The following is a 13589-nucleotide window of genomic DNA, read 5'->3' on the forward strand; positions in this document are numbered from 1 at the left end:
AAACCGACATGACCACACCCGTGCCACAGGCTCGGACCGATACGGCTATGCCCACCGATCTGACCACCACAATCGCCGGATTTCTGGCCGATTTCACCAGTTTCACCCACGGCCTAGAGGCCAAATTGCAAAAACAGGATGACCGCATGAACAAGCTTGACCGTAAAACCCTGATGAATGCGCGTTCCGCGCTGACCACGGCCGCCGTGCAGGACGCACCGCATCACAAAGCCTTTGCCGCCTATCTGCGCTCTGGCGATGATGACGGCCTGCGGGGCTTGGACCTTGATGGCAAGGCGATGGCCTCTTCCATCGCCGCCGATGGTGGCTATCTCGTCGATCCGCAGACCGCCGATACGATCAAAGGCACGCTGTCGTCGACCGCCTCGCTCCGCGCTGTCGCATCCGTTGTGACGGTCGATGCCACCTCCTATGACCTGCTGGTCGATCATTCCGACATGGGCGCAGGCTGGGCGTCCGAGACCGGTGCGGTGGCAGAAACCACAACCCCGCAGATCGACCGGATCACCATCCCGCTGCATGAACTTTCCGCCTTGCCGAAAGCCTCGCAACGGCTGCTCGATGACAGCGCTTTCGATATCGAAAACTGGCTCGCGGGCCGCATCGCCGATAAATTCGCCCGCTCCGAGGCGGGTGCTTTCATCAACGGCAACGGCATCGACAAGCCGAAGGGCCTCTTGACCTATCCAACGATCGAAAACGAAATCTGGGAATGGGGCCATATCGGCTATGTGCCCACCGGTGTCGCAGGCGGCATCAATGGCGGCGATGCGATTGTCGATCTGGTCTATGCTTTGGGGGCGGCTTACCGTGCCAATGGCACCTTCCTGATGAATTCCAAAACCGCCGGCACCATCCGCAAGCTCAAAGACAACGATGGCCGGTTCCTCTGGTCCGACGGTCTGGCCGCGGGCGAGCCTGCGCGCCTGATGGGTTACCCCGTGCTGATCGCCGAAGACATGCCCGATATCGCGCCCGATGCCATGCCCATCGCCTTTGGCGATTTTGGCGCAGGCTACACCATCGCCGAACGCCCCGATCTGCGCGTGCTGCGCGATCCGTTCTCGGCCAAACCGCATGTGCTGTTTTACGCCACCAAACGTGTCGGCGGCGCGGTCAGCGATTTTGATGCGATCAAGCTGTTGAAATTCGCAGTGGCCTGACGCCGCTGCGATAGGGTGGCGCGTTTATCGCGCGCCACCTCACCCCCCGGCGGCGGGCCTCTCTTGCAAGGTCTAGCAACCCCCCTCTTCCGTGAGCGTTGCAGGGCGGGTCCGCCGCCGGGGTCAGTGCCACCAGAAATGCAAAGGAATACCATAATGTTAGTCGAAGAAATGCCGGTCTCCGATGCGGTCCTGCCGGTGGCGCAACTGAAAGAATATCTGCGCCTGTCCACAGGTTTCGCCGATGCCGCCGATCAGGATGCCTTGCTTTTGCGCCATCTGCGCGCCGCCATGGCGGTGATCGAGGCGCGGATCGCCAAGGCGCTGATCGCGCGCGATTTCACCCTGACCCTGACCGCCTGGCGTGATCCTGTGCGGCAGGTCCTGCCCATCGCGCCAGTGACTGCGATCACCAGCATCACGCAGATCGCCCATGACGGCACGGAAACCCGATCCGACCCCGCGCGCTTTTATCTTGTCCCCGACAACCAGCGCCCCTGCCTTGTCGCGAAAGGCGGCATCCTGCCGCCCATTCCGCCGCATGGTGCGGTGCGCATCGGGCTGGTGGCGGGCTTTGGGCCGGATTGGTCCGACCTGCCAGCGGATCTGGCACAGGCGAGCCTGATGCTCGCCGCGCATCATTACGATGGCCGCCATGATATCAGCGCCGGGCAAACGACCATCCCCGCCGCCGTCACCGGCCTGACCGATGGCTATCGCCAGCTGCGTCTGGGGGCAGGGCGATGAGCATTCCGCAAATGACCCGCGCTTTGGTGCTGGAACATCCTGTCCAGACCCCCGATGGCGCCGGTGGCTTCGCGACCGATTGGCAAGCCCTTGGCGTGATCTGGGCTGCGATCCGCCCCGGTCTCGCGCGCGAAACAGCCAACCTGTCGCGCATAGCTTACCGCATCACCCTGCGCGCGGCCCCCTACGGCGCACCCTCGCGCCCCGAAGCCGGGCAAAGGTTCCGCCGGGGCGAAAGGATCTACCAGATCGAGGCTGTGGCCGAGGCTGATCCCAAAGGTCTCTACCTCACCTGCACAGCGTCAGAGGAGGTTGCGACATGAGCTATGCCATCGCCGCCGCCCTGCAAATGGCGATCTACACAAGGCTGAGCACAGTGAATCTGCCGGTCTATGACGCCGTGCCTGCCGGGGCCTTGCCACCGCTTTACGTGCTGCTGGGCGCAGAGGATGTCCGCGATGCCTCTGACCAGACCGGCTTTGGCGCCGATCACGCGCTGAGTATCGCGGTGATCAGCGAGGCGGCGGGTTTCGCCCCCGCCAAACAGGCCGCCGCCGCGATCTGTGACGCGCTGCTCGACACCCCCATGCCGCTGACACGCGGCACGCTGGTGGGCTTTCATTTCACCAAGGCCCGCGCCGCCCGCAAGGGTGGCCAGCGCCAGATTACCCTGACCTTTCGCGCCCGCGTGGCCGATGACACCTGAACCCCTCATATAAGGAATGCCCCCAATGGTGGCCCAGAACGGAAAAGACCTGCTGATCAAGATCGACATGACTGGCGATGGCCAGTTCGAAACCCTCGCTGGCCTGCGCGCCACGCGGATCAGCCTGAATGCGGAAACGGTGGATGTGACCAGCCTTGAAAGCGGCGGCTGGCGTGAACTCTTGGGCGGGGCGGGCGTGAAAACCGCCGCGATATCAGGCTCTGGCGTGTTCAAGGATGCCAGCACCGATGAACGCGCGCGCCAGATCTTCTTTGCCGGGCTGACGCCGGATTTTCAGGTCATCATCCCCGGTTTCGGCACGCTGCAAGGGGCCTTCCAGATCACCGCCATCGATTACGCCGGCAGCCATAATGGCGAGGCGACCTATGAAATCGCCCTCGCCTCTGCCGGGATCGTGCAATTCACGGTGCTGGTCTGATGGGCAATCCTTACACAGGTGAAGTCGCCGTGATGATCGGCGATGTCGTGCATGACGCCAAACTGACGCTTGGCGCGCTGGCGGAGTTGGAGGCGAATTTGCACACCGGATCGCTGGTCGATCTGGTCGCGCGGTTTGAAGGCGGTGCCTTTTCCAGCCGCGACGTGATGGCCGTGATCGTCGCAGGCCTGCGCGGCGGTGGCTGGCGCGGGCAGGCGGGTGATCTGCTGGCGGTGGAGTTTCCGGGCGGTCCCTTGGGGGCCGCGAAACTCGCCGCGACCTTGCTCGCCCGCGCCTTCACGGTGCCGGAATGACACGGCTTGACTGGCCCGGATTGTTGCGCGCGGGGCTATGCACGCTGCGCCTGCAGCCCGGTCAATTCTGGGCGCTGACGCCTGCGGAACTGCACTTGATGCTGGGCGCGCAGGCGGGGCCAGCGCCCATGACCCGCGCGGGCCTGGATGCCTTGGCCCGCGCCTATCCTGATGATGTGAAAGGGAATGATGATGAGCGATCTTGACAGGCTGGACGCATTTGACAGCGATATCAGTGCCTTGGAACGCAGCCTTGGCGATACTGCCGCCGTGACGGCGGCGTTTGAAACCCAATTGCGCGGCGCCCAGACCGCCTTGACCGACACGACCCGCGATCTGGGACAGTTGGAGCGTGGCTTTTCCCACGGGTTGCGCCGCGCGCTCGATGGTCTGGTGCTGGATGGCAAAAGCCTGTCGGATGTCTTCGCGGGCCTTGGCCGGGCGATGTCCGGCACGGCCTATAACGCCGCGATGAAACCCGTCACCGATCATTTTGGCGGCGCGCTGGCAGGGGGCCTCAACAGCCTCGTTTCGGGCCTGATGCCCTTCGCCGATGGCGCGCCGTTTTCGCAAGGCCGCGTGATGCCCTTTGCCAAGGGCGGGATCGTCACCAGCCCTACGAGTTTCCCGATGCGCGGCGGCACCGGCTTGATGGGCGAGGCGGGGCCAGAGGCGATCATGCCGCTCGCGCGCGGCCCCGACGGGCGGCTGGGTCTGCGCGGCGGTGGCGGTGTGACGGTCACGATGAATATCACCACGCCCGATGTGCAGGGGTTCAATCGCAGCCAAAGCCAGATCGCGGCCCAGATGGCACGCGCCCTGTCACGCGGCCAGCGTAATTCCTGAGGAGAATGCGATGTTTCACGAAATCAGATTTCCCGCGAACCTGTCATTCGGTGCCACAGGCGGCCCCGAACGGCGGACCGAGGTGGTCACACTCGCCAACGGGTATGAAGAACGCAACACGCCCTGGGCGCACAGCCGCAGGCGCTATGATGCGGGGCTGGGCCTCAGCGCTCTGGACGATCTGGCCACATTGATCGCGTTTTTCGAGGCGCGGCAGGGCCAGTTGATCGGCTTTCGCTGGAAGGATTGGTCGGATTACACATCCTGCCTGCCGTCGCAGGACATCACCGGCACCGATCAGCTGATCGGGATCGGTGATGAGGTGCGGCGCGATTTCCAACTGACCAAAACCTATCGGTCGGGGGTGACCAGCTATATCCGCCCGATCAGAAAGCCGGTGGCGGGGAGCGTGCAGATCACGCGCGGCGGTGATCCGATGGTGGACGGCATCGATTACACCGTCGATCACGCGACCGGTGTGGTGCAATTCACCCAAGCCCCCGATATCGGGTCCGAAATCCGCGCAGGCTATGCCTTTGACGTGCCGGTGCGCTTTGCGACCGATACGATCCGCACATCGATGTCGCGGTTTCAGGCGGGCGAAGCACCCGACGTGCCGGTGATCGAGGTGCGGCTATGAATGCGCTCTCTGCACATCTGGCGACTGGCGCGACCCATCTGTGCCATTGCTGGGCGGTGACGCGCAGCGATGGTGTCACGCTGGGCTTTACCGACCACGATCTGGCTTTGACCTTTGACGGCATCCGCTTTGCGCCTGAAACCGGCCTGTCGGCGCGGGCCTTGGCCAGCACCACCGGGCTGTCGGTGAATAATACCGATGCTGTGGGTGCTTTGTCATCCGATGCGATCAACGAAGCTGATATCACCGCTGGCCGCTATGATGGCGCGCAGGTGCGGGTCTGGCTGGTGCGCTGGGATGATGTCACCCAGCGCGATCTGCGCTTTGCGGGCAGCCTGGGTGAAATCACCCGCGCCGCGGGCGGGTTTCAGGCGGAACTGCGCGGGTTGACGGAAGGATTGAACCAACCACAAGGGCGGTCCTATCTGACGCAATGTTCCGCCGTGCTGGGCGATGCGCGTTGCCGATTTGATCTGGATGATCCGGCCTATCGGTTTACAGCACAGCCTTTGGCGGTGGAGGATGGGCGCGTGTTCCGCTTTGCGCAGCCTGCTTTCAACGATGCTTGGTTCGATGACGGGCAGGTGCTGGTGACGACAGGTTCGGCACAGGGCCTGCGCGGCACGATCAAAACCGACCGGCTGGTGGCAGGTATCCGCGAGATCATCCTGTGGGACCCTATCCGCGCCTCTGTCAGTGTCAGCGATACGCTGATGGTCACGGCTGGCTGTGACAAAGCCGCGCAAACCTGCCGGGTGAAATTCGCCAATCTGGTGAATTTCCAAGGCTTCCCCGATATCCCCGGCGAAGATTGGCTGGTCGCGATCCCGCGCAGCGATGGCAATCTGACCGGCAGCAGCAGGCGCGCGACATGACCTGCGTCGTAACCGCCGCGCGGGGCTGGATCGGCACGCCTTACCTGCATCAGGGCGCGGCGAAGGGCGTGGGTTGCGATTGCCTTGGCCTGTTGCGCGGGCTTTGGCGCGACATCCACGGGGCAGAGCCGGAAAAGGTGCCGGCCTATACCCCCGATTGGTCCGAACCGCAGGGGGTGGAACTGCTGTGGCAGGCCGCGCTGCGCCATATGCCGCCTGCGACCGGACCCATGCAGCCCGGCGACGTGCTGCTGTTTCGCATGCGCGCAGGCTCTGTGGCGAAACATCTGGGGTTGGTCAGCGCCACCGGCGACACCCCTGCCTTCATCCATGCCTATAGCGGGCATGGCGTGGTCGAAAGCCCGTTATCCGCGCCTTGGGCGCGGCGCATCGCGGCACGGTTTATCTTTGCACAAAGGAGCCTTTGAGATGGCGACGATTGTTCTTTCAGCCGCAGGCTTGGCGCTTGGCGGATCGATAGGCGGCTCTGTCATGGGCCTGTCCATGGCTGTCGCGGGCCGTGCCGCTGGGGCGATGCTCGGCGCGCGGATTGACCAGCGCTTGCTCGGTGCGGGCAGTGATGCGGTGGAAACCGGCAGGGTGGACAGGTTTCGCCTGACGGGTGCGGCGGAAGGGGCCGATATCGGGCAGGTCTACGGGCGGATGCGCGTGGGCGGCCAAGTGATCTGGGCCAGCCATTTCCGCCAGTCGAGCCGCACCAGTGGCGGCGGCAAAGGTGCGCCGCGCGCACCGCAGACCACCGAATACAGCTATTCCGTCAGCTTTGCCGTGGCTTTATGCCAAGGGCCGATCAGCCGGGTCGGGCGGATCTGGGCCGATGGGGTCGAGATTGCACCGGGTGATCTGAACATGCGTGTCTATCACGGCAGTGCCGATCAGTTGCCCGATCCCTGTATGTCCGCGATCGAGGCGGGTCAGGTCCCGGCCTATCGCGGCACTGCCTATGTGGTGATCGAGGATCAGGATCTGGGCGCCTATGGCAACCGCATCCCGCAACTGACGTTTGAAGTGGTGCGCGCCGGGCTGGACGGCGGGCTGGAGGCCAGCCTGCAAGGGGTCGCGCTGATCCCCGGCACCGGGGAATATGCGCTCGCGACAACGCCTGTCTATCTGTCGCCGCGCTATGGTGAACGGGTCGCGGTGAATATGAACGCGCCTGTCGGGCAGAGCGATTACAGCGTGGCGATGGAGGCCCTGCAGGGCGATCTGCCACGCTGCACATCCGTCGTGTTGGTGGTGTCATGGTTCGGCGATGACCTGCGCTGCGGGTCCTGTCAGATCTTGCCGAAGGTTGAACAGAAGGATGTCGATGCCGCTGCCATGCCGTGGCGTGTGTCTGGCATCAGCCGCAGCACAGCGCAGCTTGTGCCCTATCAGGCGGGTCAGCCTGTCTATGGCGGCACGCCCGCCGATGCGGCGGTGGTCGAGGCGATTATGGACCAGCGCACGCGCGGGATCAGGACGGTGTTCTATCCCTTCATCCTGATGACGCAATTGGCGGGCAATGATCTGCCTGATCCCGCGACCGGCGCTCTGGGCCAGCCCGCCTTGCCATGGCGCGGGCGGATCACCAGCGGTGCTGCCGACAGGAGTGTCGCGGCAGAGGCGGAGGTGGCCGCCTTCATGGGCCATGCCGCGCGTCAGGATTTCGCGGTGCAAGGGACACAGGTCAGCTATACCGGCCCTGTGCAAGGCGGTTATCGGCGCTTCATCCTGCATTACGCGCATCTATGTGCGGCGGCAGGGGGTGTGGATGCGTTCTGCATCGGATCGGAAATGCGCGGGTTCACGCAAATCAGGGGGGTGAATGGCTTTCCGGCAGTCGCCGCCCTGCGTGCTTTGGCCGCCGATGTGCGTGCCATTCTGGGACCGGATTGCAAGATCAGCTATGCTGCCGATTGGACCGAATATCACGGGCTGCAACCGGCAGGGACGGCGGATAAGCTGTTTCACCTCGACCCGCTCTGGGCTGACACAAACATCGATTTCATCGGGATCGACAATTACATGCCCTTGGCCGATTGGCGCGATGGTGAGAGCCATGCCGATGCCAGTGCGGGGTCCATCCATGATCTGGCCTATCTGCGCGGCAATATCGCGGGGGGTGAGGGGTATGATTGGTATTACCCCACGCCAGAGGCGCGCGATGCCCAACGCCGGGTGCCGATTACGGATGGCTTGGGTGAACCTTGGGTCTGGCGCGTGAAAGATATCGCCAATTGGTGGGGGCAGGCGCATCACGACAGGATCGGCGGTGTGCGGCAGGCACAGCCCACCGCTTGGGTGCCGCAATCGAAACCGATCTGGTTCACCGAATTTGGCTGTGCAGCGGTGGATAAAGGGGCGAACCAGCCCAACCGGTTTGTCGATGCGAAATCATCGGAATCCGGTCTGCCGCATTATTCCAACGGCAACCGCGATGATCTGATGCAGATGCAATATCTGCGCGCCATGGTGCAGCATTATGCTGATCCGGCGTGCAACCCGACCTCTGCTCTCTATGGCGGGCCGATGGTGGATACCGCAAGGATGCATGTCTGGGCTTGGGATGCGCGGCCTTATCCGGCCTTTCCGGCCAATCGCAGCCTCTGGGCCGATGCGGGCAATTATGCGCGCGGGCATTGGCTGAATGGCCGGGCGAGCAATCTGCCGCTGTCCGCTGTGGTCGCCGCGATCTGTGATCAGGCGGGGATACGCGCCTATGATGTGTCGCGGCTGTTTGGCATTGTGCGCGGCTATCATCTGGACCGCGTGGCAAGCGGGCGGGCGGCGTTGCAGCCCTTGATGCTCGCCTATGGGTTTGACGCCGTGGAAAAAGGCGGTGTGCTGGTGTTTCGCAATCGCGCGGCGCGTGTCGCGGCGACCCTGCGCCCGGATGATCTGGCGCTGGATGCGGAACAGGATCAAAGCTTTGCCCTGACCCGCGCGCCATTGGCGCAAAGCGCTGGGCGGGTCGAGGTTTTGCATCTGGATGCCGATGCCGATTATGAACCGGCGGCAGCGGATGCGCGACAGGGGGATGGGACATCACCCACTGTGGCGCGCAATGACTTGCCGCTGGCCCTGACCCGTGCGGAGGGGCGCAACATCGCCGCGCGCTGGCTGCAAGAGGCGCTGGTGGCGCGCGATACGGTCAGTTTCGCGCTGCCGCCGTCGCGCGATTTGGGCGCGGGGGATGTTGTGGCGCTGGATCTGCCGGGGCACGAAGGGCGTTACCGGATCGACCGGGTCGAGGATGCGGGGCTGAAACTGGTCGAGGCTGTGCGGGTCAGCGCCAGTACCCATCTGCCAAGCCCGGCAGAGGATCAGGCGGTCGTGCTGAAACCCTTTGCAGCACCTGTGCCGGTGGAACTGCTGCTGCTCGATCTGCCTTTGCTGCGCGGCGATGAATGGCCGCACGCGCCGCATCTGGCGGTGGCGGGTGCGCCCTGGCCGGGGTCAGTCGCGGTTTATTCCGCCGCACAGGACAGCGACTATGTGCTGAGCGATATCAGGCGTGACCCTGCGGTGATGGGGGAAAGCGTGACGGCCTTGCCACGTGGCCGCGCCGGGATCTGGGACCGGCAGGCGGGGGTCGATCTGCGGCTGATCAGCGGCACGCTGCAATCGGTGACGGCGCAGGCGGTGCTGGCCGGGGCGAATATGATCGCCATCGGCGACGGGTCGGTGGATCATTGGGAGGTGTTGCAATTTCGGGACGCTGTGCCTTTGGGCGGTGGCAGCTACCGTCTGCACGGGCTGTTGCGCGGGCAGGCGGGCAGTCGCGGGATCATCCCCGATCTCTGGCCTGCGGGGGCTAAGGTTGTGCTGCTGGATGGCCGCGTCGCGCAGATGGTCCTGCCGTCGCGGGCGCGTGGGCTTTCGCGGCATGTCCGCTATGGCCCGGCCAAGCGGCCCTTGGGGGATCCCAGTTTCCGGTATCGCGTGGATGCTTTTGCGGGCAACGGGTTGCGCCCCTTTCCGGTGGCGCATCTGCGCATGCGGCAAGGGGCGGAGGGTCTACACATGTCATGGATCAGATGCGGCAGGATCGATGGTGATCTGTGGGCCGATGGCGAAATTCCGCTGGGCGAGGCGGCGGAGATTTACGACATCCGCGTGCTGCGCGACGGGATTATGCGCAGGCAAGCCCGCGTGACCAGCCCAATCTGGCATTATCCTGCCGCGCAGATCGCGACGGATCATGGCGGTGCTGCGTTCCGCATCGAGGTGGCGCAGGTGTCGGAAAGCTTCGGCCCCGGCCCCTATACAGCACAGGTGCTGGGCTGATGCGGGGGGTGCATCTGGCCGATCTGGAATGGGTCACGCGGGTTCTGCTGGCTGTGCCTGCGGCGCAAAGGGCCGATCTGCTGGAAGAGATGCTGATCACCGCGACCCGTGGCGATCAGTTCTATCAGCTGACCGGCCGCGCGCATCCTTTGCATGGGATCGGCACGCTGATGTCGGCGGCATCGCGCCTGAAGATGGTGCCGCGCCCGGCGGTGCTGACGCCGGATTACCTGCGCTGTCTGGCGATGATCGCGCTGCGGATCGGGGATCAGTCATCGTGATGTGACAGATCACGCTTTAATCTTGGCCAAAGCCCCCTATCTGGATTAGAACCGGGGGCCAGAGACAAAGGATAGACCCATGCGCCAGCCCAAAGCCGCCCTGACCGAACTTGACCCGGTCTGGCACCGCATCTGTGAAGAGGCCGAAGCCGCGATTGCGACTGAACCGCTGATCGGCGGGCTGGTCCATGCGGGTGTGCTGCATCACGCGACGTTCGAGGCAGCACTTGGCCACCGGATCGCGATGAAACTGTCGTCATCCGAGATGTCGGAACAGACGTTGCGGGAAACCGCCAATGCGGCCTATGCGGCAGAGCCTGCGCTGGCGCTGGCAGCTAGGGCCGATCTGGTGGCGATCTATGACCGCGACCCGGCCTGCCATCGGTTCATCCAGCCCTTGCTGTTCTTCAAAGGGTTTCAGGCGGTGCAGGCGTATCGCTTGGGCCATTGGCTGTGGACGCAAGGGCGGCATGACATGGCCTATTTCGTGCAGATGCGGGTGAGCGAGATTTTCGGGGTCGATATCCACCCCGCCGCGAAGATCGGCAAGGGGATCATGATCGACCACGCGCATTCGATTGTTGTGGGGGAGACTGCGGTGATCGGGGATAATGTATCGATGCTGCATTCGGTGACGTTGGGCGGCACCGGGAAAGAGGACGACGACCGCCACCCCAAGATCGGCAATGGTGTGCTGATCGGGGCGGGGGCGAAAGTGCTGGGCAATATCAAGGTTGGCCATTGCAGCCGGATCGCCGCAGGGTCCGTGGTGCTGGACGATGTGCCGCCGATGAAGACCGTGGCGGGGGTGCCTGCGCGGATCGTGGGCGAGGCCGGATGTGCGCAGCCGTCGGTGACGATGGATCATTTGTTTCGGGAGTGAGGGGGGGTAGCCGGCAGCTATTTGGGACTTTCCAGCCGTTCACTGCGCGCGAGGAAAAGTCCGCTTCGTGCTGTTGTAGTGCTTCACTTTCTTAGTAGCATCTTACAAGGATAAATGAAAAAAATTTGAGGAATAATTTATGCTGTTTAGGGATATCCCCGTCGACATTTGGCGTACCGTGTGGGCTGAACTGGAACAGGTTGTAGTTGGCGGCGGCAGCTCCAGGGACCTTGTTCCAGATGCACGGCCTGACACCCGCCGCGCGTCCCACTGGCTTGTCAGCGGAAACTCAATCGTCTTTCTAAAGGCGGTTACGAGGCTCGCATACAGCCGCTGCGGAATGGAGTGGGACGGCCCGCAAACAACGGCGGTCGCCCGGTTTCTCACCGAAATGCATTTTCCGGTGGTTAGGGATAACCAACTCCGTGAGGGAAGTGGGGGTCCGGACCCAGCCGAAGTCTTAGGTGAAGTTGATCCCCCACAAACTCCTGAATACGAGACAGTTCGCCGGTTGTCGCGTCGGGAGCAAGCTCAGTTTCGTGCCGACCTGAAAAGAGTGTACGGGCCGCGATGCGCAATTTCCGGATGCGAAGTCGAGGCGGTTCTCGACGCATGTCATATACTAAGCCACGCGGCTGGAGGTCCCACCGAAGTTTCTAACGGTCTTCTCTTGCGGCGAGACCTTCATACGCTGTTCGATCTTGGCCTAATCGCGGTCGATCCGGAAGCACGATCGTGGCGGTTTCACGAAGACCTAGCCGATCATTATCGGGACCTTTGCGATGTTCGAAATGGTCCAGATTTCGAACCTGGTGATACTCGACTTGATAGACTAGCCACGCATTGGCAAGCTTCGCAGCTTTGACCATTTGAGAGCGGCATTAATCAATTTCTCGCCCGCCTACGGCACCAAAGCTGCCATCCGAGATAAATGCGGCATTTGTCATTCTGGGCTCAAAACGGACATTCCAGTGCAAAAAGCCCCGCCATCAGGCGGAGCTTTTCTGATTATCACCAGCCCTACGCCAACATCGTCAGCGGATTTTCCAGATTATCCTTGATCGCCTGCAGCAAATTCGCCCCCAGCGCCCCGTCGATCACGCGGTGATCGACTGAGAGCGTCACCGACATCACCGTCGCCACGGCCAGTTCGCCATCGGCGCCCACGATGGGTTTTTTGACGCCTGCGCCGACGGCCAGGATGGCGGCATGGGGTGGGTTGATGATCGCGTCGAAATTGTCGATGCCGAACATGCCCAGGTTGGAGATCGCGAAGCTGCCGCCCTGGTATTCGCTTGGCGCGAGTTTGCGGTCGCGGGCGCGGGTGGCGAGGTCTTTCATCTCTGCCGAGAGCGCCGACAAGGATTTCATTTCCGCGTCGCGCAGGACGGGGGTGAAGAGGCCGCCTTCGATGGCCACCGCCACCGCCACGTCTGATTTTTCGAATTTCAGCGTGCGGTCACCGGCCCAGACGGCGTTCGCGTCGGGGACCTGTTGCAGGGCCAAGGCGCAGGCCTTGATGATGAAATCATTGACCGAGAGTTTGACGCCGCGGGATTCCAGTTGCTTGTTCAGCGTGCCGCGGAATTTCATCAGCGCGTCGAGGTTGATATCGCGGCGCAGGTAGAAATGCGGGACGGATTGTTTCGCTTCGGTCAGGCGGGCGGCGATGGTCTTGCGCATGCCGTCGAGTTTGACCTCCTCATAGGGGCGACCGTCGTACATTTTGATGACGGATTCCGTGTTGGGGCTGGTGGCCATGGTTGTGGCTTTGGGGGCCTCGGTTTTGGCGGCTGGCGCGCTTTCGGATTTCGCAGATGGTTTGGCGGATTCCACGTCCGCCTTGACGATGCGGCCGTGGGGGCCGGAGCCGGTGACAGCGGCCAGATCGAGGCCTTTTTCGGCGGCGATCCGGCGGGCGAGGGGGGAGGCGAAGATGCGCTCGCCGTCCTTTGCCGGGGCGGCGGGGGCTTTTGTGTCGGTTGCGCTTTTTGTCTTCTGTTGAGGCCCCGGCGTGGGGGCCGGGGCTGCGTTGCTTGCGGGCGCGGGGGCTGCGGGGGCAGGGCTGTCGCCGTCCCGGGCTTGATCCGGGACCTTGTCGCCGGTCGGCGCAGCGATATCATCCGCGCTTTCGCCCTCTTCCAGCAGCACGGCGATGACGTCGTTGACTTTCACGCCTTCGGTGCCTTCGGGGATCACGATCTTGCCCATCACCCCTTCATCCACGGCCTCGAACTCCATCGTGGCCTTGTCGGTTTCGATCTCGGCCAGAATGTCGCCGGAGGAGACTTTGTCGCCTTCCTTGACGTGCCATTTGGCCAATGTGCCTTCCTCCATCGTGGGGGACAGGGCGGGCATCAGAATTTCTGTGGGCATCTCTGTCT

Annotated in this window: 16 protein-coding genes; 15 read left to right on the forward strand and 1 reads right to left on the reverse strand. The window is 63.3% G+C overall.

Annotated features, from left to right (window positions below; genetic code table 11):
* Positions 1-8 precede the first annotated feature (8 nt).
* The 15 genes from VOY09_RS01500 to VOY09_RS18255 all read left to right on the forward strand — a co-directional run bounded on the left by VOY09_RS01500 (position 9) and on the right by VOY09_RS18255 (position 12070).
* Positions 9-1184, forward strand: coding sequence for a phage major capsid protein (locus VOY09_RS01500; protein WP_322892653.1), 1176 nt, complete (start codon positions 9-11; stop codon positions 1182-1184).
* 156 nt (positions 1185-1340) lie between these two features.
* On the forward strand, positions 1341-1931 hold the full coding sequence (locus tag VOY09_RS01505; protein ID WP_322892652.1) for a head-tail connector protein: 591 nt from the start codon (positions 1341-1343) through the stop codon (positions 1929-1931).
* Positions 1928-2254, forward strand: coding sequence for a head-tail adaptor protein (locus VOY09_RS01510; RefSeq protein WP_322892651.1), 327 nt, complete (start codon positions 1928-1930; stop codon positions 2252-2254). The genes VOY09_RS01505 and VOY09_RS01510 overlap by 4 nt, the downstream gene beginning before the upstream one ends.
* The gene (locus tag VOY09_RS01515; protein WP_322892650.1) at positions 2251-2637 is read left to right on the forward strand and encodes a DUF3168 domain-containing protein; all 387 of its coding nucleotides are present in this window, start codon (positions 2251-2253) and stop codon (positions 2635-2637) included. The genes VOY09_RS01510 and VOY09_RS01515 overlap by 4 nt, the downstream gene beginning before the upstream one ends.
* 25 nt (positions 2638-2662) lie before the next feature.
* Positions 2663-3076, forward strand: a complete 414-nt coding sequence (locus tag VOY09_RS01520) for a phage major tail protein, TP901-1 family (RefSeq protein ID WP_322892649.1) — start codon at positions 2663-2665, stop codon at positions 3074-3076.
* Positions 3076-3390: a gene transfer agent family protein gene (locus tag VOY09_RS01525; RefSeq protein WP_322892648.1), complete on the forward strand. Its 315-nt coding sequence runs from the start codon at positions 3076-3078 to the stop codon at positions 3388-3390. The genes VOY09_RS01520 and VOY09_RS01525 overlap by 1 nt, the downstream gene beginning before the upstream one ends.
* Entirely contained in the window at positions 3387-3596 is a 210-nt protein-coding gene (locus VOY09_RS01530) for a rcc01693 family protein (protein ID WP_322892647.1), read from the forward strand. Before VOY09_RS01525 ends, VOY09_RS01530 begins: the two co-directional genes overlap by 4 nt.
* A complete protein-coding gene (locus VOY09_RS01535) occupies positions 3583-4236 on the forward strand; it encodes a phage tail tape measure protein (RefSeq protein ID WP_322892646.1) in 654 nt (217 codons plus the stop codon). Before VOY09_RS01530 ends, VOY09_RS01535 begins: the two co-directional genes overlap by 14 nt.
* 10 nt (positions 4237-4246) lie before the next feature.
* Positions 4247-4876, forward strand: coding sequence for a DUF2460 domain-containing protein (locus VOY09_RS01540; RefSeq protein WP_322892645.1), 630 nt, complete (start codon positions 4247-4249; stop codon positions 4874-4876).
* Complete coding sequence (locus tag VOY09_RS01545) at positions 4873-5751, forward strand: DUF2163 domain-containing protein (RefSeq protein WP_322892644.1); 879 nt, start codon at positions 4873-4875, stop codon at positions 5749-5751. Before VOY09_RS01540 ends, VOY09_RS01545 begins: the two co-directional genes overlap by 4 nt.
* Complete coding sequence (locus VOY09_RS01550) at positions 5748-6179, forward strand: NlpC/P60 family protein (protein WP_322892643.1); 432 nt, start codon at positions 5748-5750, stop codon at positions 6177-6179. Before VOY09_RS01545 ends, VOY09_RS01550 begins: the two co-directional genes overlap by 4 nt.
* A 1-nt stretch (position 6180) precedes the next feature.
* Entirely contained in the window at positions 6181-10041 is a 3861-nt protein-coding gene (locus VOY09_RS01555) for a baseplate multidomain protein megatron (protein ID WP_322892642.1), read from the forward strand.
* Positions 10041-10322, forward strand: a complete 282-nt coding sequence (locus VOY09_RS01560) for a hypothetical protein (protein ID WP_322892641.1) — start codon at positions 10041-10043, stop codon at positions 10320-10322. Before VOY09_RS01555 ends, VOY09_RS01560 begins: the two co-directional genes overlap by 1 nt.
* 79 nt (positions 10323-10401) lie before the next feature.
* Positions 10402-11205, forward strand: a complete 804-nt coding sequence (cysE, locus tag VOY09_RS01565) for a serine O-acetyltransferase (protein WP_322892640.1) — start codon at positions 10402-10404, stop codon at positions 11203-11205.
* Positions 11206-11596: 391 nt separating this feature from the next.
* Entirely contained in the window at positions 11597-12070 is a 474-nt protein-coding gene (locus VOY09_RS18255) for an HNH endonuclease (RefSeq protein ID WP_416376271.1), read from the forward strand.
* A 155-nt stretch (positions 12071-12225) separates the two neighbouring features.
* Here VOY09_RS18255 and VOY09_RS01570 read toward each other — a convergent pair whose 3' ends face one another.
* On the reverse strand, positions 12226-13581 hold the full coding sequence (locus tag VOY09_RS01570; RefSeq protein ID WP_322892639.1) for a pyruvate dehydrogenase complex dihydrolipoamide acetyltransferase: 1356 nt from the start codon (positions 13579-13581) through the stop codon (positions 12226-12228).
* Positions 13582-13589 lie beyond the last annotated feature (8 nt).

The sequence above is a fragment of the Yoonia sp. 67-2 genome, from assembly GCF_035117555.1.
Lineage (GTDB): Bacteria > Pseudomonadota > Alphaproteobacteria > Rhodobacterales > Rhodobacteraceae > Yoonia.